The organism is Streptomyces sp. HUAS 31 (genome assembly GCF_028198125.1).
Lineage (GTDB): Bacteria > Actinomycetota > Actinomycetes > Streptomycetales > Streptomycetaceae > Streptomyces > Streptomyces chartreusis.
Map to the genome: position 1 here is coordinate 69,056 of NZ_CP116354.1, position 18,092 is coordinate 87,147.

General features: G+C 71.2%; 13 protein-coding genes. 8 read left to right on the forward strand and 5 right to left on the reverse strand.

Annotated features, from left to right (window positions below):
- Nucleotides 1-28: 28 nt before the first annotated feature.
- From PGH47_RS42550 to PGH47_RS42560, 3 genes are all read left to right on the forward strand, one after another.
- Entirely contained in the window at nt 29-2,284 is a 2,256-nt protein-coding gene (locus tag PGH47_RS42550) for an FAD-dependent oxidoreductase (RefSeq protein WP_271668362.1), read from the forward strand.
- Nucleotides 2,285-2,286: 2 nt separating this feature from the next.
- Nucleotides 2,287-4,326: a beta-galactosidase gene (locus PGH47_RS42555; protein WP_271668363.1), complete on the forward strand. Its 2,040-nt coding sequence runs from the start codon at nt 2,287-2,289 to the stop codon at nt 4,324-4,326.
- A 467-nt stretch (nt 4,327-4,793) separates the two neighbouring features.
- The gene (locus PGH47_RS42560; RefSeq protein ID WP_271668364.1) at nt 4,794-5,672 is read left to right on the forward strand and encodes a spherulation-specific family 4 protein; all 879 of its coding nucleotides are present in this window, start codon (nt 4,794-4,796) and stop codon (nt 5,670-5,672) included.
- 16 nt (nt 5,673-5,688) lie between these two features.
- Here the strand turns inward: PGH47_RS42560 and PGH47_RS42565 are convergent, their stop codons facing one another.
- From PGH47_RS42565 to PGH47_RS42575, 3 genes are all read right to left on the reverse strand, one after another.
- Nucleotides 5,689-7,134 (reverse strand): DNA primase family protein, encoded by a 1,446-nt coding sequence (locus tag PGH47_RS42565; RefSeq protein ID WP_435887872.1) that lies wholly within the window; start codon nt 7,132-7,134, stop codon nt 5,689-5,691.
- Nucleotides 7,135-7,687: 553 nt separating this feature from the next.
- Complete coding sequence (locus PGH47_RS42570) at nt 7,688-8,959, reverse strand: sensor histidine kinase (protein ID WP_271668365.1); 1,272 nt, start codon at nt 8,957-8,959, stop codon at nt 7,688-7,690.
- Nucleotides 8,956-9,627 (reverse strand): response regulator transcription factor, encoded by a 672-nt coding sequence (locus PGH47_RS42575; RefSeq protein ID WP_271668366.1) that lies wholly within the window; start codon nt 9,625-9,627, stop codon nt 8,956-8,958. The genes PGH47_RS42570 and PGH47_RS42575 overlap by 4 nt, the downstream gene beginning before the upstream one ends.
- A 67-nt stretch (nt 9,628-9,694) precedes the next feature.
- Here PGH47_RS42575 and PGH47_RS42580 point away from each other — a divergent pair, with 67 nt between their 5' ends.
- The 4 genes from PGH47_RS42580 to PGH47_RS42595 are packed head-to-tail and all read left to right on the forward strand — an operon-like array spanning nt 9,695 to nt 13,333.
- The gene (locus PGH47_RS42580) at nt 9,695-10,252 is read left to right on the forward strand and encodes a hypothetical protein (RefSeq protein WP_271668367.1); all 558 of its coding nucleotides are present in this window, start codon (nt 9,695-9,697) and stop codon (nt 10,250-10,252) included.
- A gap of 26 nt (nt 10,253-10,278) precedes the next feature.
- Nucleotides 10,279-11,343, forward strand: coding sequence for a peptidoglycan-binding protein (locus tag PGH47_RS42585; RefSeq protein WP_271668368.1), 1,065 nt, complete (start codon nt 10,279-10,281; stop codon nt 11,341-11,343).
- On the forward strand, nt 11,340-12,128 hold the full coding sequence (locus PGH47_RS42590; protein WP_271668369.1) for an ABC transporter ATP-binding protein: 789 nt from the start codon (nt 11,340-11,342) through the stop codon (nt 12,126-12,128). Before PGH47_RS42585 ends, PGH47_RS42590 begins: the two co-directional genes overlap by 4 nt.
- On the forward strand, nt 12,125-13,333 hold the full coding sequence (locus PGH47_RS42595) for an ABC transporter permease (protein ID WP_271668370.1): 1,209 nt from the start codon (nt 12,125-12,127) through the stop codon (nt 13,331-13,333). The genes PGH47_RS42590 and PGH47_RS42595 overlap by 4 nt, the downstream gene beginning before the upstream one ends.
- A gap of 187 nt (nt 13,334-13,520) precedes the next feature.
- Here the strand turns inward: PGH47_RS42595 and PGH47_RS42600 are convergent, their stop codons facing one another.
- Nucleotides 13,521-14,489, reverse strand: a complete 969-nt coding sequence (locus PGH47_RS42600; protein ID WP_271668371.1) for an aldo/keto reductase — start codon at nt 14,487-14,489, stop codon at nt 13,521-13,523.
- A 448-nt stretch (nt 14,490-14,937) separates the two neighbouring features.
- Between PGH47_RS42600 and PGH47_RS42605 the strand changes: the two genes are divergently transcribed.
- Nucleotides 14,938-15,783 (forward strand): endo alpha-1,4 polygalactosaminidase, encoded by an 846-nt coding sequence (locus tag PGH47_RS42605; protein ID WP_271668372.1) that lies wholly within the window; start codon nt 14,938-14,940, stop codon nt 15,781-15,783.
- A 52-nt stretch (nt 15,784-15,835) separates the two neighbouring features.
- Here the strand turns inward: PGH47_RS42605 and PGH47_RS42610 are convergent, their stop codons facing one another.
- Entirely contained in the window at nt 15,836-18,061 is a 2,226-nt protein-coding gene (locus PGH47_RS42610) for a sulfatase-like hydrolase/transferase (protein ID WP_271668373.1), read from the reverse strand.
- Nucleotides 18,062-18,092: the final 31 nt, after the last annotated feature.

The following is an 18,092-nucleotide window of genomic DNA, read 5'->3' on the forward strand; positions in this document are numbered from 1 at the left end:
GGACACGAGCGCGCGAGAAGGAGATGGCATGCAGCGGCTATCGGTCGACACCGATGTAACCGTCGTCGGTGGGGGCCTCGCCGGCGTCGCGGCGGCCATCGGTGCCGCCCGCACCGGTGCCCGGGTCGCGCTGATCAACAACCGGCCGGTGCTCGGCGGCAATTCGAGCAGCGAGATCCGGGTGTGGGTCTGCGGCGCGACGGCGCACGGCGCGCAGAAGTACGCGCGCGAGACCGGCGTCATGGGCGAGCTGTTCCTGGAGAACCAGTACCGCAACCCCGAGGGCAACCCCTACCTCTGGGACCAGGTCGTGCTCGACGCCGTGCGGGCCGAGCCCAACATCAGCCTCTACCTCAACACCGACGTGCGGGAGGTGGAGGCCGACGGCGAAGACGACCGGCGTACCGTGCGGGCCGTCACCGGATGGCAGATGGGATCGGAGCGGATCATCCGCTTCGCCGGTCCGGTGTTCGTCGACGCCACCGGCGACGGGCTGGTGGGCGCGCACGCCGGGGCCTGGTACCGCACCGGCCGCGAGGCGGCCCACGAGTTCGGTGAGGAATGGGCCCCGCAGCAGGCGGACTCCGAGCTGCTGGGCAACACCATGTTCTTCTACACGAAGGACACCGGCGAGCCGGTCCGCTTTGTACCGCCGTCCATCGCCAAGGACATCGGGTCGACCTCGATCGTCCGCAAGCGACCCATCAGCACCACGGCCAACGGCTGTGACTACTGGTGGATCGAGTACGGCGGACAGCTCGACACCGTCGCCGACTCCGAGGCGATCCGCGACGAACTGTGGGCCGTGATCTACGGGATATGGGACCACATCAAGAATTCGGGGAAGTTCGACGCCGACACCCTCACCCTGGAGTGGGTGGGCTCCGTGCCCGGCAAGCGGGAGTACCGGCGCTTCGTCGGTGACCACGTCCTGACCCAGCACGACATCATCGGACAGACCCGGTTCCCGGATGCCGTCGGCTTCGGCGGCTGGTCCATCGACCTGCACCCCGCGGGCGGCATGTACGCGGAGACGGACGGATCCAAGCACCTGTTCGCGGCCGGGCTGTACCACATCCCGTTCCGCAGCCTGTACTCCCGCAACGTCGGCAACCTCCTCCTGGCGGGCCGTGACATCTCGGCGAGCCACGTGGCGTTCGGCACCACCCGGGTCATGGCGACCTGCGCGGTCACCGGCGAGGCCGCGGGTGTGGCGGCCGGGCTGTGCGTCCGTGACGGACTGAGCCCCCGGCAGCTGGCGAACGACCACATCGACCTGTTGCAGCAGACGCTGCTGCGGCACGACGCCTCGCTGCTCGGCGTCGCATGGCACGACCCGGCCGACCTCGCGGCCCTCGCGCACGTCTCGGCCTCCAGCGAACTGCGCGAGCTGCGCGTGACACCCCGGCCCGGGGAGCGCACGAGCCGGCAGTCCCTCGACGGTCATGACATCGGGATCGTCCTGCCCGTCGAGCCCGCCGTGGAGGCGGTCGAGCTGCTGCTCGACGCGGAGCGGGCGACATCCGTGGAGCTCGAACTGTGGTCGACCGGCGGCGGCGAGAACCACATACCGTTCGAGCCGCTCGGCTCGGCCCGGGCCGAGCTGGTCCCGGGCGAGCAGTGGGTCCGGGCCCCGTTCTCCCACAAGGCCCCAGAGGGACGCAATGTGGTCCTGCTGGTGCGGCGCAACCCCTCCGCGGCGCTGGTCGTGGTCGACCGGCCCGGCCCCTACGGCGTCCTGGGGCTGGTCAGCCGCACACCCCGCACCGACAGCGGGCTTCCCCAGTCCAATGCCTGGTCCGCCGAGGAACTGCGCCGCAGATGCCCGGCGGTGGTGGTGCACGGAGACAGCGACGCCTACGTCGCCGGCCAGGTCACCGGCCCCTTGCAGCGCCCCTACGACGGCCCGCGCATGTGGTCCTCGCGGGCTCTCGCCGTCGATCCCGAGCCCTGGGTCCGCCTCGACTGGGATCTGCCGCGCACCGTCGGCCAGGTCGACGTGATCTTCAACGACGACGTCGACCTGGACCTCGTCAACCTCCACCACCACCGCACACCGTTCCCCGTCGTCCCCGAACTCGTACGCGACTACGCCGTCGAGGCGCTTGAGGACGGCCGTTGGCGCACCGTCGTCAGCGTGCGCGACAACCGCGAACGCCGCCGGTCGCACCCCCTCGACCAGCCGGTGGCGGCCACCGCCCTGCGGCTGACCGTGCATGCCACCAACGGGTCGCAGTGGGCCACGGTGGTCGCCCTGCGCGCATACGGACCGGAGCAGAACTGACCATGCCCGAGAGCACTTCCCTCCCCGAGCCCGCCCCTCATGTCCTGCCCGGCCTCGCCTTCGGAGCGGACTACAACCCCGAGCAGTGGCCCGAGGCCGTATGGCAGGAGGACGTACGCCTGATGCGCCGCGCAGGCGTGAACCTGGTGAGCGTCGGCATCTTCTCCTGGGCCCTGCTGGAGCCGAAGCAGGGAACGTACGACTTCGGCTGGCTCGACCGGGTGCTCGACCTGTTGCACGCGAACGGCATCCGCGTGGACCTCGCGACGCCCACGGTGGTGCCGCCCGCCTGGTTCTACCGCGCCCACCCCGACGCGCTGCCCGTCACACGCGAGGGCGTGCGCCACTCCTTCGGTTCACGCGGCGCCATCTGCCACAGCAACCCGGCCTACCGCGAAGCGGCCGCGAACATCACCACGAAGATCGCCGAACGCTACGCCGCCCACCCCGCGCTCGCGCTGTGGCACGTCCACAACGAGTACGGCGCCCCGGTGAGCGCCTGCTACTGCGACACCTGCGCGGCCCGATTCCGTGACTGGCTCGCCGCCCGGCACGGCTCGCTCGACGCCCTCAACGAGGCCTGGGGCACGGCCTTCTGGGGCCAGCGGTACACCGACTTCGAGCAGATAGACCCACCCCGGCTGACCCCGGCGGTGTGCAATCCCGCGCAACAGCTCGACTACAAGCGGTTCGCCGACGCCACCATGCGCGAGAACTTCTGTGCCGAACGGGACATCCTGCACCGGCTCTCGCCCGGCGTCCCGGTCACCACCAACTTCATGACGGCGCTCAGCCAGTGCGACTCCGTCGACTACTGGGCCTGGGGCCGCGAGGTCGACCTCGTCACCAACGACCACTACCTGATCACCGACGGCCGCCGCACCCACGTCAACCTCGCCATGGCCGCCGACATCACCCGCTCGGTGGCCCAGGGAGCGCCCTGGCTCCTCCTTGAGCACTCCACCTCCGGCGTCAACTGGCAGCCCCGCAACCCCGCCAAGGCCCCCGGCGAGATGGCCCGCAACTCCCTCGCCCATGTGGCGCGCGGCTCCGAGGGAGCCATGTTCTTCCAGTGGCGGCAGTCCCGGCGCGGCGCGGAGAAGTTCCACTCCGCGATGCTCCCGCACGGCGGCACCGACACCCGCGTATGGCGTGAGGTCGTCGAACTCGGCGCCGACATGGCGGCACTGGCGGGGCTGCGGGGCAGCCGGACCGTGCCGGACGTGGCCATGGTCTGGGACTGGCAGTCCTGGTGGGCGCAACGCCTGGAGGGGCAGCCGACCGTGGACCACGATCCGCGCGAGCGCGCCGACAGCTTCTACGAAGCGCTCTACGCCCGTCATCTGACCGTCGACTTCGTCCGCCCCGAGGCCGAACTCTCCTCCTACCCCCTCGTCGTGGTGCCGGCGCTCTACCTCGCCTCCGAGGAGGCGGGCGAGAACCTGCGGCGCTACGTCGAAGGCGGCGGCACCCTGGTCGTCTCCTACTTCTCCGGCATCGTGGACGAGCACGACGCCGTGCATCCGGGCCCCTGCCCGGGTGTCCTGCGGGACGTGCTCGGGCTGACGGTGGAGGAATGGTCGCCGCTGCTTCCCGGCGAAACGATCCGCATCGCCGGCCCCGCGGGGGCGACCAGGCGCGCCGATGTGTGGTCGGAGTTCGTGGTGCCGCACGGGGCGCGGACGGTGTGGAGCTACGCCGACGGCCCCGCGGCCTCGAAACCGGCGGTCACCCGGCACCGTTCGGGCGCCGGCACCGCCTGGTACATCTCCACTCGCCTGGACGTCCAGGCACTGGGAGCGGTGCTGGAGGCGGCGTGCGAGGACGCGGGTGTACCGCCTCGGGGCGCCCTGCCCCGGGACGTGGAGGTGGTGCGCCGCTCCGGCGCCGGCGGTGACCATCTGTTCGTGATCAACCACTCGCGTGAACCGGCCGTCGTCCCCCTGCCGGGCTCCGGCACCGACCTGCTGACCGGCGAAGTCGTCGAGGGCTCGCTGACCGTCCTGCCCGGCTCGAACGCGGTGGTGCGTACGGGAGGCTGAAGCCGGCCGGGCCGTTACCCGAACGGTCCTGGAGACGGGCGCCCGCCGCAACGGCGGGCGCCCGTCGGCGCTCTCAGCAGCTCACCCCGGCTGAGCGTTTCCCGCCCGCGCGGCAGGCCCTCGCCCGGGTCGGCCCCACCGCCCCGGGCGCACGGACAGCCGTCGGGCAAGTCGCAGGCATGGGGCTTGACCTGGGGCAAGGCATCGCTCACGGGCTGTGCCGCCAGGGGTGCGCCGTGCCCGTGAGGCCATGGCCGGGCAACCGCGAAGGGCTCGCGGGCGAGGGCAACTCGTATTGCTGGGGCCCGAGTTGATTTCTAGCCTCAGGAACGGAGGGAGCCCCACCGTCGGGCGCCATCGATGTCGCCGGCTCGGGGTTCCCTCGTGCGAAGCCGAGCCGCAGCCCTGTGACACCACGCCCGCGGCGGGCCGCACACCGAACCCCCCACACCAGCTGAGGACCCTTCATGCCTCGTTCCACCCGGATTCTCGCCTGCGCCGCCGTCACCGCCGCGGGAGCTTTCCTCTTCGCCGCCCTGCCCGCCACCGCCTCGCAGGACAAGACCCCCTCGCCCACCGTCTCGGCGTCCGGGCAGAGGGTCTCCGTGCCGGCGTACTTCTATCCCGGCGGCGCCGGAGCCGCCTACTGGGACCGGTTGGCGGGCAGCGGCGCCGCGGTCGGCATGGCGGTGGCCAACCCGGCCAGCGGCCCCGGCGCCGACACCACGGCGAACCAGGACTACGTCACGCAGCTGCGCAAGGCCGACGCCGCGGGCGTCGACGTCATCGGTTACGTCCCCACCGGCTACCTCGGCACGACGGGCCTGCCGACGCGGTCCGGCTCCACCGCGGCCACAGCCTGGAAGGAGCAGGTCAAGGCGGACGTGGACAAGTGGGCCGGCCTCTACGGCGACGCGGGCCTCGACGGCATCTTCCTCGACGAGGGACTGGCCCGGTGCGGTCCGGACAACCAGTACGCCCAGGACTACCTGGAGCTCAAGACCTACATAGAGACCGAACTCGGCGTGGCGGCGAAGGTCGTGGCCAATCCCGGCACCGGCACCGAGGAGTGCTACAAGGAGACGGCGGACACCCTCGTCACCTTCGAGGGGGACGAGAACGCCTACCGCGGTCACCGGCCTCAGCAGTGGGAGGCGAACGTGCCCTCCGACAAGATCTGGCATCTCGTCTACGGCGTGCCCGACACGGCCCGGGCCTCCGAGGTCGTGTCCCTGTCGCGGAAGCGCAACGCCGGCCATGTCTACGTCACCGATGACGGCCTCGACAACCCCTGGGACACGCTGCCGCCGGCCGGGTACTGGGACTCCTTGACCGGGCGCGGCTGAGGATCGCGGAAACCTCTCACCCCGCATCCGCTGCCAGGGTGATGCGGGGGTAGTACTTACGGCCGTTGGATTTGATCATGTCGGTGGGGGTGGTGAGGCCGATCTCCTGCCGGATGCGTTGGGCGAAGACGCGGGGGGTGGCGGGGCGGATGCCTTCGGCGGTGCTGCACCAGGTGCTGTAGGCGGTGTAGAGGCGTCCTTGTTCGGTGCGGTGTTCGGGGTGGTTGTCGGTGGTCCGGGTACAGCATTCGGTGATGAAGCGGCCGATGTGGTCCTCGGTGGTGGCGTAGGCGCGGGTGGCGACGCGGACCCGGTCGGGGCCGGCGAGGGTGTCGCGGGTGGTGAGGTAGCGGCGGGCTCCGGTCAGGAGCCAGTGCAGGATGCCGGGGCCTTCGTCGCGGACGAGTTCGAGGGCGAGGTTGTCGATCTTGCGTTCGTCCGGGACGACGCGTTCGAAGGGGATCAGGCGGATGCGGCGCCAGAACGCGAAGCCGCCGGTGGAGACTTCGGGGCGGTGGTTGCCCAGCAGCCACAGGTGGTGGGTGGGCGTGAAGGAGAAGAAGTCCTGGCGCATCCGGCGGGCCTTGATCCTGTCGCCGCCGGTCAGCAGCCGCACCCGGGCCTCGTCGAACCTGTCGTTCGGCTTCAGCTCGCTGCACACCACCAGGCGACGGCCGTGCAGTTCGGTCAGCTCGGTGGAGTGCTCCGAGAACGACCCGCGGTCCATCAGGAAACCCGGCGGTGCCGCGTCCGCGTAGTCGCCCAGGATCTGCATCATCACATCCAGCAGCACCGACTTGCCGTTCTTCCCCTCACCGTGCAGGAACGGCAGCACCTGGGCACCCACATCGCCCGTCACCGAGTAACCCAGCAGCAGATGCAGGAAATCGATCATCTCCCGCCCCACCGCGTCCCCGCCGAACGTGTCCGCCAGGAACCGGTCCCACCGGGGGACCGGCATCACCCGGGGAGCGACGCCGGTGGCCCGGGAATGACAGCCGTTGCCCGGATCGGGCGCACTGAGCCGTCCCGTACGTAGATCCACCACTCCCGCGGGGGTGCACAGGGCATACGGGTCACCGTCCAGCTCGACCGGAGCGATCGACAGCAGCGGTGATGCCTTCGCCTGCCCCAGCAACGCCTTCACGCCGGTCGTGGAGAGCGTGCGGCGTTTGTGGCTGCGCAGTTCGCGTTCGCTGAAACGGCCCTTCGGATCCTGGTCCGGCATCGCCTCGGCCATCTCACCCGCCGCCCACAACGCGGCCTTCTCGCCACCCGTCCGCTTCCACCGGCATCCGTCCCACACGAACCAGCCCAGCCCGTCCACATGCCGGAACCGGCCGCGAAACCGCTCCACGAACAACTTCGCATTGCCCCGATCCGTCAAGGTGCCGGGCAGCATGGGGAGTTGTGGTACCTCCTGCGGTACCTCCTTCGCGGGGGTGAACGGCGCGCTGCTCATCGAGACCCTTCGAGGTGAATCGGACGTGCGGGCCCTTGTGCAGTCCGTGTCGCTGCGGCTCGCAAGGGTCACCGCGGGAAGCAGGCGATCGTTCTCGGGCCGGCCGGGGAAAGCTCCGAGTCCTGAGGTCGCATCGCGGCCGTGCAGCCTGAGACCGCCGGACAGGGACCGTAGGGACCGGTGTTCGGGTGGTGAGTGTAGGACCTGTCGTGGGGGAGGCGACCCATGATCGGGGGGCGGGTCCTCGCGGGGCTACCGGCGGGTAATGCGCGTCGCAAGTATCGAAATCCGGTCCCTTCGGTCCCTGGACTGCACTCGGACGTCGTTGACCTGTGCCCCTGGGGAGGGGCTGAAGGGACTCGCGGTGAAGTGCCCGTGCGCGCCGGGTCGCTTGGAGTCGTGCCCCTCGGCCCGATGTGCACGGTTGTGGGGGCTGTCGAGGAGGAACCGATCCCGGGCGGCGCGATGCCGTCACGGGCGGGCGCCGGCGGCGGAAAAGAATTCATTTTGAACCACAGGAGGGGTCGATGGGCAGCTCCGGACGGAGAACTGCTCATTCGATCTGAGCGCTTCGCGTGTGCGGTCGGCGCTCGGAACCGGGAGACACCCGAATCGTCAGTCCGCCCCCGGAGTTGGCCCGTGCCTCGATCGCGAACCCGTGCGCACGGGCGATCGCCGACACGATGGACAGGCCCAGACCCACGCCCTCACCCGGCAGATGGCGACGCTCCTGAAGCCGTCGAAAGGGCTCGAACAGCAGGGCGACCGTCCCCTCGGGGACCACCGGTCCGGTGTTGGACACCTCCAGGCCCGAGGCCCCCGTGCGCACACGGACCTCACCGCCGGGGTGGTTGTAGCGCACGGCGTTGCCGACCAGGTTCTGCGTCAGCCGGTCCAGCAGTACGGGATCACCGACGGCCGGGAGGGCACGCAGCTCGGTGCGCACGCACACACCGCGCTCCGCCGCCCGGGAACCGACCGTATCGACGGCACCCTGGGCGAGGTCCCGCAGGTCGACGGACGTGCGGCGCTGGAGTTCTCGTTCGGACGCCGCCAGGAGCAACAGCCCTTCGATGAGGTCTTCCTGTCTCTTGGCCGTCTCGACGAGCTTGGCCCGGACGCGGGCCACGCGCACCCGGTCCGGAGCGCCCGCCAGACCGACCTCGGCGGCCACGCGCTGGAGTGCCAGAGGCGTGCGCAGTTCATGGGCGGCGTTCGCGGCGAACCTCTTCTGTGCCTCGACCTGGTTCTCCAGCCGGTCGAGCATCTCGTCGAAGGTGTCCGCCAGCACCTTCAGTTCACCCGACGGCCCACGCAGTGCGATGCGTTCATGGAGGGTCGAGCAGGTGAGACGGCGTGCCGTCTCCGTCAGCTGCCGCACCGGTCGCAGCACCCGGCCGGCGGTCCACCACGCGACCGGAACGGACACGGCGGTGAGCGCCGCGAGGCCGACCAGCGCGGCGGCGGCGAGTTCACGTGCGGTGGCGGACCGCAGTGAGGCGGCGAGCCGTTGTGTCCTGGCGTCTTGTGCGCGGGTGACGCTCGGCGTCAGCGAGATGCCGGGAACGATCTGTGTGCCCTGCCCCCGCGGGGTGGTGTCCCCCCAGCCGGCGCCCGTGCCCACGTTCGTCACGGGGGCCCTCGTCACATCGTGGATGCTCCGGTACAGGTTCTGGCCCACGAACACGTACACCAGCACGATGAGGCCGCCTCCCACCGTCAGGAGCATCGCGCAGCACAGCGCGGTCAGCCGGGCCCGCTCACCGGTCATGATGGCCGCCCGCGCCGGCGACCGGTCCGGGCCGGATCGTGCGGAGGCCGTCACGCGTCGGGCTCCACGGCTATGCGGTACCCGGCACCGGGCACCGTCTCGATGACCACGGGGTCACCCAGCTTCGCCCGCAGCCGGCTGAGCGTGACACGGACCGCGTTGGTGCGGTAGCTGATGTTCTCCTCCCAGACCTGCTCCACGAGGTCGTCGTGGCTCACCGCGGCACCGCCCGCCCGCAGCAGCGCCTCCAGTACCGCGAACTCCTTGGGGGACAGCCTCAGCGGACGGCCATGACGTCTCGCCTGGCGGCCCGCGATGTCCAGGGTCACGTCCGCGCGCCGGATCACCGGCGGCAGCGCGGGCTGGGTCCGCCGGCCGAGGGCCAGCACCCGGGCCACCAACTCCGCGAAGGCGAAGGGCTTGGCGAGGTAGTCGTCGGCTCCCAGTGACAGGCCCTCCACCCTGTCGTGGACCGTTCCTGAGGCGGTGAGCATCAGAATCCGGGTGATGGATCCGGTGTGCGCGATCCGGCGGCAGACCTCGTCACCGTGCAGGCCCGGCAGATCCCGGTCCAGGACCAGCACGTCGTACATGTCATCGGCCAGCCGGTGCACCGCCTCCAGTCCGTCACCGGCCACGTCCGCGGCGATGGCGTTGGCACGCAGGCCTTCGGCGATCATTTCCGCGAGGAATTCCTCGTCCTCCACAACCAGGACTCTCATGCCGCCCGTTGTACAGGAAGGCACCTTTCGGAGAGATAACAGGATCGGGAAGAGCGCTGTAACCGGCATGTCCGGCATCGTCTTTTCATCCGGCGAGCCGCCGGACGAAAAGACGCCCGGAGAGCCGGCCGCCGGGCCGCGAAAAGGAGGCGGTATGCGCCGGAAGAAGTCCGGAAGTACGGCGGTCTGCACGGTCCTTGTGATGACGTTGTGGATGACCGGGTGCGGCGGCGAGGCATCGGACCAGGAGAAGAGCACCGGCGGGAATTCCGCGAGCGACTCGCGGGAGAAGTCGAACGACTGTCTGCGGGAGAAGGGCGCCGAAGTCAAGAGCGGACAGACGGGCGGCCCCGGTCAGATTCTGCCGGGCGAAATGTCGGCGAAGGAATTCCAGCAGGCGCTGAAAGACTGCAAGGTCGGCGGGGGCAAGTCCGGCGGCGGCATGTCGCAGCAGGCCAAGGAGCAGATGCTGGCGTTCGCCGAGTGCATGCGCAAGGAGGGCTTCGACGTTCCCGATCCGAAGTTCGCCAATGGCGCCGCACAGATACCCCGCATGGAGGTGCCGGACAGCCGCAAGGACGAGTACCAGGCGGCGAGCGACGCCTGCGCCCAGGCACTCGGCTGACCCGGCCCGATCCGAGGACACGGCACATGAAGCTCAGGAAACCCCTGCTCGCAGCAGTGGCGGCGGGCCTTCTCGCGACGGGATGCCTGCTGGCGGCCACTCTTGCCTCCGACATGTCCGACCCGGCGGCCCGCGACGAGCCGGTGCCGGTGCCGACCCGGACCGCCTCCGTCACCCGCCAGACCCTGGCCGACTCCACCGAAGTGGAGGGCACACTCGCCTTCTCGTCCGGGCGCGAGCTCACGGCCGGAGCGCCGGGCACCTTCACCTGGCTGCCCGCCGCCGGGTCGGGCATCGAGCGGGACGGCAGGCTCTACGAGGTCGACGGCACCGCCGTACGCCTGATGTACGGCGACAGACCTGTGTACCGCACCCTGAAGAAAGGCGACGAGGGCGAAGACGTGCGTCAGCTCAAGAACAACCTGATCGCGCTGGGCTTCGGAAGCGGGCTTGCGGCCGACGACGAGTTCACCGAAGGCACCGAACGCGGTGTCGAGGCATGGCAGAAGAGCCATGGCCTCAAGGAGACCGGCACGGTCGGCCCCGGGCAGATCGCCTTCGCGCCCTCGGCGGTGCGGGTGCGCACGGCGCAGGTCACGCTCGGCGGACGCTCGCAGCCCGGCGCCACGGTGCTGACGACCACCGGCTCCGACCGTGTCGTGCAGTTCGGCCTGGAGGTCGCGAAGGCGGACGACCTCGATGCCGGGGACGGCGTGAGGGTACGGCTCCCCGACGGCAGGAGCGTCAAGGGAGAGGTCGCCTCGATCGGCAGGACCGCCGAGGCCGATGAGCGTTCGGAGGACAGGACCCCGAAAGTGAAGGTCACCGTCGAGCTGGACGGGCCCGGCCGGACCGGCGCCATCGACAAGGCGCCCGTCACGGTGACGTTGCCGGGGGAACGCCGCACCGACGTGCTGTCCGTGCCGGTCGAATCCCTCCTGGCCCTGGAGAACGGGGGCTTCGGTCTCCGTGTCGTGGAGGACGGCAGGGCCCGGGATCTGCCGGTGCGGCTCGGCATCTTCGCCGACGGCCGGGTCGAGGTGTCCGGCGCGGGACTGCGCGAGGGGATGAAAGTGGGTGTCCCGGCATGACGGAACCCGGACCCGAGGCGAGCGCGGACCTCGCCGACGCACCTGTCGTCGCGGGCCCGCGGACAGCCGCCGGACCCACGGCGGCCGGTGCTGACGTGGTCGCCGAACTGCGCGGAGTGACCAAGGTGTACCCGGGCGGTGTGACCGCCCTGGGCGGCGTCGACCTCACCATCACCGCAGGTGAACTGCTGGCCATCGTCGGCCCGTCCGGCTCCGGCAAGTCCACCCTGCTGCACATCCTCGGCACCCTCGACCGGCCCACGGCCGGCACGGTCGCCATCGCGGGACACACGGTCGGCGAGCTGTCCGACCGGCAGGTCTCCGCGCTGCGCGCCCGACACATCGGATTCGTCTTCCAGTCCTTCCATCTGGTGCCCGCGGCGACGGCCCTGGACAACGTCACCGAGGGGCTGCGCTACGGCGGTCTGCCGCGCGCCGAACGCCGGCGGCGAGGCCGCGCGGCCCTGGAGCGGGTGGGGCTGTCCCATCGCCTCGGGCACAAGCCGCACGCCCTCTCCGGCGGCCAGCAGCAACGCGTGGCCATCGCCCGCGCGCTGGCCGGGCGGCCGAACCTGCTGCTCGCCGACGAACCGACCGGGGCACTGGACTCCGCCTCCGGCCGGGCGGTGATGGAACTGCTGCGGGAACTCAACGCCGACGGGGCGACCATCGCCGTCATCACCCATGACCGGGAGGTCGCCGACTCCCTGCCGCGCCAGGTCCGCATCCTGGACGGGCTCGTGGTCGAGGACACCCGCAGGCCGGTTCCTGGCGGTGCCCGGTGAGCCGCGACGGCCGGCGCCCGACCCCGGCCGGGTTCGGCCTCGCGGACGTCGTCCAGGTCGGGTCCGCGGGACTGAGGGGCCGGCCGATGCGGGTGGTCCTGTCCGCGCTCGGCATCGCCATCGGGATCGCCACGATGGTCGCCGTGGTGGGGATCTCCGCCACCGGCCGGGCCGCGCTCATGCGGGAACTGGACCGGCTCGGCACGAACATGCTGGTGGTCACGCCCGGTCAGTCCTTCGATCCCGCGCAGGAGGTGAAGTTGCCCGAGAACGCGGTCCGCACGGTCGGCGCGATCGACGGAGTGCAGCAGGTCGGCGCGCTCGGCGGTCTCAGCGACGTCAATGTCTACCGCTCCGAGCACATCCCGAGGACGCAGACCGGCGGCATCGCCGTCCAGGCCGCCACCGACAGCCTCAAGCGGACACTGCGCGCATCCATGGCGACGGGCACCTGGCTCAACAACGCCAACGGCCGCTACCCGGCCGTCGTACTCGGACACTCCGCGGCGGCCCGGCTCGGCATCACCGACAGCGGCCAACGCGTCTGGCTGGGCGGCCGCTACTTCACCGTCCTCGGCGTCCTCAACCCGCTCCCGCTGGCCCCCGAGGTCGACAGCTCCGCGCTGGTCGGCTGGGAGGGGGCACGAACCCGGCTCGGATTCGACGGCCACCCGACAGCCGTGTACGAGCGGTCCGCGGACGACCGGGTCACCACCGTGCAGGGCCTGCTGGCCCGCACCGTCAACCCACGGGCACCGCACGAGGTCGAGGTCTCCGACCCGTCGCAGGCGCTGCAGGCGAAGGCCGCCTCAGACGACGCGTTCACCAGTCTGCTGCTCGGGCTCGGCGGTGTCGCCCTGCTGGTCGGCGGGGTCGGCATCGCCAACACCATGATCATCTCGGTGCTGGAGCGCAAACACGAGATCGGCCTGCGGCGCTCCTTCGGGGCCACACGCGGACAGATCCGTCTCCAGTTCGTCGTCGAGTCGCTGATGCTGTCCGGACTCGGCGGCCTGGCGGGCGTCGCGATCGGGGCCCTGGCCACGGCGCTCTACGCGACGGCGGGTGGGATGCCCTGGACGCTGCCCGCGTGGGCGATGGGCGGCGGAGCCGGCGCGACCCTGGCCATCGGCACCCTCGCCGGCCTCTACCCGGCGGTCCGCGCCGCACGCATGTCCCCGACGCTCGCCCTGCACTCCGCCTGAGCGGGCGGTGCGCCCCGGTCCGGGCTCGGCCCTGCCCGGGGGACGGCACCCGGGGTGTCCGCCCGTGACCGCGAGCGGACACCCCGGGGCGCCGCCGCGCTCCTCACTTCAGCTTGCGGAACTGCGCCTCGATCACGTCCTCGGCGAGCCGGCCCTTGCTCCCGCCGGTGATGTCGGGGCAATTGGTCTACGGCAGCGCGGTGCCGCGTGCCGTGATCCAGAGTCCGTACCACTCCTCGTGCGTGAGCTCCGGTTCCCGCCGGGCGGCGTCCTGGCAGGCGCGGATGCGTTCCGGGCGGGCGCTTCCGACCACCGGCGCGATCCGCGCCGGGTGCCGCTGGAGCCACCACAACAGGATCGTCTCCGGTGTGGTGCCCTTGGCCTCGGCGAGGGAGGCGACGAGACGGGCCGTGGCCCGCTCGGTGGGCGTCTCCTCCAGGCCGGTGAAGCGGCCTCGCGCCAAAGCCCCCCACGCCTGGAGGCGGATCCCGCCCGCCCGGCAGTGCTCCAGGGTGCCCAGGGGGAAGCCGACTCCCGCCGCTTCGGGCGTGTTCACCAGCACGCCCGCCTCCAGCCAGTCCCGGTGATGCAGGCTCATCTCCAACTGGTTGGCCACCAGGGGGAAATCGAGATGCGCCTGCAGCAGCGAGATCTGGGCGGCGCTCATGTTGGACACCCCGAAGCTGTGCACCAGGTTCTGGCGGTGCAGCGAGGTCAGCGCGCGGGCCACGTCCTCGGGGTCGGCGAGCGGGTCCGGCCGGTGCAGCAGCAGCACGTCGACGAAGTCCGTACGCAGACGGCCCAGGCTCGCCTCCACCTGGCGCACGATGCTCTCGCCCCGCAGGTCGTACATGCCCGGCAGGTCGCCGTCGGCGAGCCGGATACCGCACTTGGTCTGCAGCACGATGCGCTCACGCAGCCCCCGCGCCCGGCTGAGGACCTCCCCGAACACCGCTTCCGACTTGCCGTGCCGGTATATGTCGGCATGGTCGAACACGGTGATCCCGCTGTCGAGCGCCGCCTCGACTGCCGCCTCCGCGTCCTTGATCTCCTCGGCGCCGTACGGTGTCGTGTCCCAGGCGCCGCCCAGGCCCATGCAGCCGTACAACAGTCTTTCCGTGCCCACGATCGGGGGCGTGCTCTTCTGCGTCGTCACGGCCTCAGCGTCGCACGGGCGTGAGCACCGATCATCGCGGTGCCCGGCGTTCCCCCGCACAACGATCACTTCGGGTGTGCGATGTCCCCGGGGCCGGCACGCCGTACGGGGGCCGGCGCGGTGCGGGCAGCGGTGGTGCGGCGGCCTGCGGGCCATGCCCGCCTCCCGCGCTCGCCGACGCCGTAACCCCAGCTCATCGACGTCACGACGGTGACGCGGGGTGTGACGCGGGCGCGGGGTCGTCGCCGCCCGCCGCGCGTTGGTGCTCCGGTCGGTGACCAGGGGCTTCGGGTCCGTGGCCTTTGTGGCCGGGCAACGGCCGCTCCTAGGGTGGGCGGCAGCGCCGGCCCCCTTCGCGGGCCGCCTCACTTTCGCTCCCTCCCCCCCCCACTTCCCCCCCCCTCAACTCGCCGTGTCCGCACGGCTCAAGTTCCAGAAGGTGCTGCCCATGCGTGCTCATCGCCGTTCCAGGACAGGGGTCGTAGCGGCCGGACTCGCCGTGGCCGCCGCTCTCGGCATCGCCGCCGCGCTCCTTGGCCCCGCCCGGTCCGAGGCCGCCCCCGACGTCGTCCTCCCCCCGGTGAACGCGGACTTCGACTACCAGATAGGCGGCGCCTATCCGCCGCCCGACGGTGTCCGGGTCGTCAGCCGTGACGTCAAGGAGTCCCCGGCCAAGGGGCTTTACAACATCTGCTACGTCAACGCCTTCCAGACCCAGCAGGAGGGCGACACGGGCGGCCCGCAGGACTGGGACCAGGACCTGCTGCTGCGCGACAGCGACGGCGACGCGGTCATCGACCCCGACTGGGACGAGGCGATCCTCGACATCTCCTCGGCCGGCAAGCGCGAGCGGATCGCCGCGCGGATCGGCGCGCAGATCGACCAGTGCGCCTCGAAGGGCTTCGACGCGGTCGAGCCGGACAACTACGACACCTTCACCCGTGACGTCGTGGACGGCAGGCTCACGGCCGAGCACGCGCAGGCCTACATGCGGCTGCTGTCCGAGCGGGCGCACGGCGAGGGGCTGGCCGTCGGACAGAAGAACACCGTCGAACTCGCCGACAGCCGTGAGGCCAACGGGCTCGACTTCGCCATCGCCGAGGAGTGCGGCGACCCCCGCTGGAACGAGTGCGGCGACTACCTCGACGCCTTCGGCGACAACGTCATCCTCGTCGAGTACACGGACGCCGGAATGGGCAACGCGTGCGACTACGCGGACCGGGTGAGTGTCGTGCGTCGTGACGTCGGCGTCGCCGAGCCCGGCAGCGGGGACTACGTCCGCGAGACCTGCTGACGCGCCCCGAAAGCCGGCCGGCGGGGCGCCCCTCGGGCGCCCCGCCCGCGGTTCAGACGGTGACCTTGGCGTTCGCCCAGGACGTGTGGTCGTAGGAGCCGTTGTTGTTGGCGTCCTCGACGAGCAGCCGCAGCGCGTGCACGCCCGTCACGTCCACGTCGATCTGCTTGGGCCCGGTCGCCGGGGTCAGCGGGCGGCTGTCGAAGAGGGGTACGCCGTCTCCGAAGACACGGGCACGGACCCCGCCGGCAGTGGAGCGGCTGACCGAGAAGTCGTCGAGGCCGACGACGGCCGTCAGCCGCTTGGCCTTGGCCCCCAGGTTGAAGATGATCTCCGACCGGGCGTGCACGCCCAGGCCCTTGGTGTACGTGGTGCCGGCCAGGCTGATGGGAGTCCCGTCGCCCGCGGCCTGCTTGCCGTTGGAGGCGTCCCGCTCCACCGGCCCCCACGCGTTGGACGCCGAGGCCCAGTCCAGGTCGCTCAGATAGGCGTCCGCCGTTGGGGGCTGCGGCAGTGCGGCGACCGTGGTGACGACCCGGTCGTCGACGAACGCCAGGGCGTTCCCGCCGGCGGTGGCGGTGGCGTTCGCTCGCAGTGTGAACGAGGCACCGGTCGTCGCGCCGGAGGGCGGTGTCACCTCCCATGTCACCTGCAGCGAGCCCCCGGCCGCCACCGAGGACGCCGTCGACGCCGTGGTCGCGCGGGCCTGCCAGCCGCTCGGGAGGGCGAGCCGTACCTCGGCGGTCGACCAGGCCGACGCCGAGGCGTTGCCGAGGGTGGTGGTGACGGTGAAAGGCTTCCCGGGCACCGCGAGGGTGGTTCCGCCGATCACCACGCCGTACGTCCTGCGCTGGTAGTTCGCCACCTGCGAGGAGCGCATCAGCGCCGTCAGTTCGGCGACGGCCGTCGGGTTCGCCGCGGCGATGTCGCTCTTCTCGCCCGGGTCCTTGGCGAGGTCGTACAGCTGCACCACCCACTGGCTGTCCGGTGCCTTCGGGTCCCGCGCGGGAGCGAAGCGGACCGCCTTCAGGTCACCCTTGCGCACGGCCTCCGCCCACCTGTTGCCGCGGCCGCCGTCCTCCGTGTTGGAACGCGAGCCGCTGTAGGGGTCGTTGCGCATCCAGAACAGGTGCGGATGGGCGGGTGCCGTGCCGCCGTTCAGCAGGGCGGCCATCGACTTGCCGTCGATGTCGCTCGGTGCGGGTGCCCCGGCCAGTTCGGCGAAGGTGGGCAGCAGGTCCAGCTGCGGGGTGGGCCGGGCGGTGGTCCCCGCCGGGACCGTGCCGGGCCGCGAGGCGATCAGGGGGATGCGGATCCCGCCCTCGTACAGATTGCGCTTGTAGCCGCGCAGCGGACCGTTCGCGTCGTACTTGTTCGGGTCGACCGCCGGACTGCCCTCCTCGTGCGGGCCGTTGTCGCTGGTGACGAGGATCAGGGTGTCCTGCTCGATGCCGCGCGCCTTGACGCGGTCCACGACGCTGCCCACGAGCGCGTCCAGCCGGGCGACCTGGGAGGCGTGCGCCTTCTCCGCGGTGCCCCAGTTCGGGCCGGTGTAGTCGACCATGTCCGCGGCCGGGACGACGTTGGGGAAGTGCGGCAGGGTGGGAGCCAGGAACAGCAGGAACGGCTCGGCGGCATGGGTGTCGATGAAGTCCAGCGCGCGCTGCTCGAACAGGTCGATCGCGAACTTCCCCGTGGCGCCGTTCGCGTTCTCCGCTATCGGGGACTTCTCCCCGTTGTGCCACAGGTAGTCCGGGTAGTAGTTGTGGGCGTGCCCGTGGTCGATGTAGCCGTAGAACTCCTCGAAACCGCGTGCGTTGGGGTGGCTCGGCTGGTCGGCGACCTCCGGTCCGAAGCCCCATTTGCCGACGCACCCGGTGCGGTAGCCGCGCGAGCGCAGCACCTCGGCGATCGTGGTGTCGCCGTCGCGCAGGCTGCCCTGGCCCGGGTCGCCCGTGAAGGGGTTCTGCCGCACCGCGGAGTGCCCTGTGTGCAGGCTCGTCAGCAGTGAGCAGCGCGAGGGCGCGCACACCGCGGCCGACGAGTACGCCTGGGTGAAGCGCAGTCCCTGGGCGGCCAGGGCGTCGATTCTCGGCGTCTTGATGATCTGCTGGCCGTAGGACCCGAGCTCGCCGTATCCGAGGTCGTCGGCGAGGATCAGCACGATGTTCGGGGCCCGTCCGGCCGCGCGGGGTGCGGCTGTGGCCGGCACCTGCGGCAGGGTCGTCAGGGCCAGAGCCGCGGCGGATCCGGCAAGGAACTGGCGGCGGTTGGGCATGACGCCTCCATGCTGAGTTGGATTAAGGGGG

Bases quoted from the DNA above. Each gene is read 5' to 3' on its own strand.
- PGH47_RS42610 (WP_271668373.1), bottom strand. From the start codon at position 18,061: ATGCCCAACCGCCGCCAGTTCCTTGCCGGATCCGCCGCGGCTCTGGCC.
- PGH47_RS42590 (WP_271668369.1), top strand. From the start codon at position 11,340: ATGACGGAACCCGGACCCGAGGCGAGCGCGGACCTCGCCGACGCACCT.
- PGH47_RS42560 (WP_271668364.1), top strand. From the start codon at position 4,794: ATGCCTCGTTCCACCCGGATTCTCGCCTGCGCCGCCGTCACCGCCGCG.
- PGH47_RS42585 (WP_271668368.1), top strand. From the start codon at position 10,279: ATGAAGCTCAGGAAACCCCTGCTCGCAGCAGTGGCGGCGGGCCTTCTC.
- PGH47_RS42565 (WP_435887872.1), bottom strand. From the start codon at position 7,134: ATGAGCAGCGCGCCGTTCACCCCCGCGAAGGAGGTACCGCAGGAGGTA.
- PGH47_RS42555 (WP_271668363.1), top strand. From the start codon at position 2,287: ATGCCCGAGAGCACTTCCCTCCCCGAGCCCGCCCCTCATGTCCTGCCC.
- PGH47_RS42575 (WP_271668366.1), bottom strand. From the start codon at position 9,627: ATGAGAGTCCTGGTTGTGGAGGACGAGGAATTCCTCGCGGAAATGATC.
- PGH47_RS42550 (WP_271668362.1), top strand. From the start codon at position 29: ATGCAGCGGCTATCGGTCGACACCGATGTAACCGTCGTCGGTGGGGGC.
- PGH47_RS42605 (WP_271668372.1), top strand. From the start codon at position 14,938: ATGCGTGCTCATCGCCGTTCCAGGACAGGGGTCGTAGCGGCCGGACTC.
- PGH47_RS42580 (WP_271668367.1), top strand. From the start codon at position 9,695: ATGTCCGGCATCGTCTTTTCATCCGGCGAGCCGCCGGACGAAAAGACG.